The 2,465-nt window shown below is 64.3% G+C and carries 4 protein-coding genes; all 4 read right to left on the reverse strand.

Annotated features, from left to right (window positions below; all coding sequences use genetic code 11):
• Nucleotides 1-616: Com family DNA-binding transcriptional regulator (locus JMF94_RS15000; RefSeq protein ID WP_240826099.1), on the reverse strand; the 616-nt coding region annotated here is incomplete at its 3' end.
• Between the two features lie 200 nt (nucleotides 617-816).
• Nucleotides 817-1,242: a phage tail assembly chaperone gene (locus tag JMF94_RS15005; protein WP_240826100.1), complete on the reverse strand. Its 426-nt coding sequence runs from the start codon at nucleotides 1,240-1,242 to the stop codon at nucleotides 817-819.
• A 9-nt stretch (nucleotides 1,243-1,251) separates the two neighbouring features.
• Nucleotides 1,252-2,070 carry a hypothetical protein gene (locus JMF94_RS15010; RefSeq protein ID WP_240826101.1) on the reverse strand — a complete coding sequence of 273 codons (819 nt, stop codon included), beginning with the start codon at nucleotides 2,068-2,070 and terminating at the stop codon, nucleotides 1,252-1,254.
• Nucleotides 2,071-2,085: 15 nt separating this feature from the next.
• A partial coding sequence (locus JMF94_RS15015; protein ID WP_240826102.1) for a putative phage tail protein occupies nucleotides 2,086-2,465 on the reverse strand: 380 nt, incomplete at its 5' end.

Raw genomic sequence — 2,465 nt, forward strand, 5'->3', positions numbered from 1 at the left:
CGCACCGCTCGTCCGCGTAGCTTTGCACCCAGGCCCCCGAGGGCATGGCCCGCTTGATGTACTTGGTGGCCTGGCTGATGGCCCGGCTCTCGCTATTGCGCGGGGCGGCGTCATCCAGCCACATGCGGTTCAGCTCCAGGTACTGCCCCTGCACGGTGCCCTCCACCACCTTGCCCGCCCGCGCCGGGCACAGGGCATACCCGAATTGCAGCACGCCGAGCGTGTGGCCTTCCAGGTACACGCCAAGGTGCAGGTAGGAGTTGTTCACCACGCGGTGCGAATAGTGGTGTTTGATGATGGTTTCCCGCGCCAGGCGGCAGGGGATGAGGGCCACGAACGCATCGCGGCTCCCGAACCCCTGGCACCCGGTGGGGCCTTCGATGTACCCCGCATGTTCACTTTGCGGGGCTTGGTATTCACTGATTTTCGGCGGATGGTAAGGCCTCGGGCTGGTGCCCACGCGAACGCTCCAGGGGGCTCGCAGGCCTGCTATGTCGGGGCTCGTGGCCCTCACGTGATTCATGCACCCGCAACGCGGGCATTTGATGGTCAGCGCCAGGGCCTCGCCCCTGGCCAGAAGCCGGTTACAGTTGCCGCAACGGATCTCCTTTCCCATGATTCCTTTGACGGTTGGGCCTCCGCCTGCTACCACTCCGGTACCCCGTGCGCACGGGCCGGAGAGCGGCTTCGGCCGTGGTCCAGTGGTGGTACACCGGGCCAGTGGGGGAGTTATCTCCTCCCCCGCCTCTCCACTCTCTCAAAACCGGAGGGGCAGTTTGCGAAATTTCGCAAGTTGCCCCTCCGCTACTCAAAGATCTACGCCTCCGGCATCCACTCCGGCTTGCTCGGCCACGTGATGCTGCCCGGCCAGCCTGCCTGGGCGGTAATGTCCCGCAGGGCCTGGCGGTAGGCCAGCAGCTCCTGATACTCGGCCGCTGTGAGCGTTGTCGCGCCGCCAGCGTCCGTCTGGTCGCGGTGCCGCGTCACCATCCACTCGCAATCGTCGAGAGCACGGTCACGCTGGGCGCGCACCTGGGCCGCAAGCGCGGCCTCCGTGGGGGCGGACTTGTCGGCCAACATGGGGCGGCCATCCGCGCCGGGCACAATGCGCTGCCCTGCCGCCTGCCCGGCCAACAGGGAGGTATGCTCATCAGTCGTGATCCCCACGGCGTCGTGAGGGATCGCGTCACCATGCACATCGCGGCTGTAAAATCCGCCTGTAATTGCGCTGTAGTACAACATATGCGCCTCCTAATGACCGATGGCGAAGTAATAAAAAAATAAGCCACTCTGTACAACAGCGGCGCTTTCGGAAAGTACAATGGATGCCCCTGTAAGGGTTGGCTCTCCTTTTATGGCTGCCATAACCGTGAATCCACCAGTAAGACACACCGCAGGGAAAAGCCCGTAAATAGCGGACGGGAACGCCATAGGGAATATGATTGGTATCTCTTGAGTTCCCCCAATATCCGCCCCAGAAACACGCCCCCACTGGATGATAATACGTTTGAGCTCACCAGTGGATTTGTCGCGGTAGGGGATAGCTATATAATCCGCTGCGCCGCTACCACCGGCCCCAAGGATGCGCGCAAGAATGTCTCCTGCCGTCACGACCACATTAGGCGAACCGGCGAGTATCTCGGCGGGTGTGGACAGACGCACAAGCCCTGCTTGGGTCTGCGTTGCCGCTACCAGCAGCGCCGCAAGTCGCGTGGCCAGCGTCTCCGGGGTGACAGCCCCACCGCCGTCGCCAGCATCCACCTGTGCCTGCGTGGCCAGCTTAAGGATGCCCGCCACCGTCTCGGTGGCCGCCTGCACCGTCACGGCCTGATCGGCGATGAGCGCCGCCACGGCCTGCGCAAGCTGGGTGTCGTCCGTGGCGCTAGGGGTGAGGCCTGCCGCCACGACCAGGTTGCGCAGCTCCTCCTGCACCATGTTGAACCACTGCGCGCCGGGCACGGTGGGCGGAATGGCCGCCACGGCGTCGCCGTTGCGGAAGTAGCCGGGCGTGCCGTCCGCGCTGTAGGCGGGCAAATCCTGGGCCGCCGTCTTGGTTTGAACTCGCTGCATGGGGTTCCTCCTCTCCTAATCTTCGCCGTAGGCGAACAGCACAAGGGTGTGCGCGGGCTTGAGCCGGTTGATGGTGCATTCCAAAAGTTCATTGCCCCAACTGGACAAGGGGTCGTCGCACGCGCTTTGACAGGTGAATTCCCGCACGGTCACCTGCGGGCCGCGCACGGTCCAGACGAAGCGCCAGGACTCGTCGCAAATTGGTTGGTCGCAATGGCTTTCGCAGGTGTACACGTCGTACTCTTCGATGGTGATCTCAAAGCCCAGGGCCTTGGCCACGCCGATGTAATAGGCCCGGCTTTGCCCGCCGCGCGCGCGTATCTTGGCAAGCGCGGCGGCGATGCGCTCGGCTTGGGTTTGGCCGTAGCCGCCCGCGCAGGTGTCCGGCAGGCCCA

Source organism: Desulfovibrio sp. UIB00, from assembly GCF_022508225.1.
Classification (GTDB): domain Bacteria; phylum Desulfobacterota; class Desulfovibrionia; order Desulfovibrionales; family Desulfovibrionaceae; genus Desulfovibrio.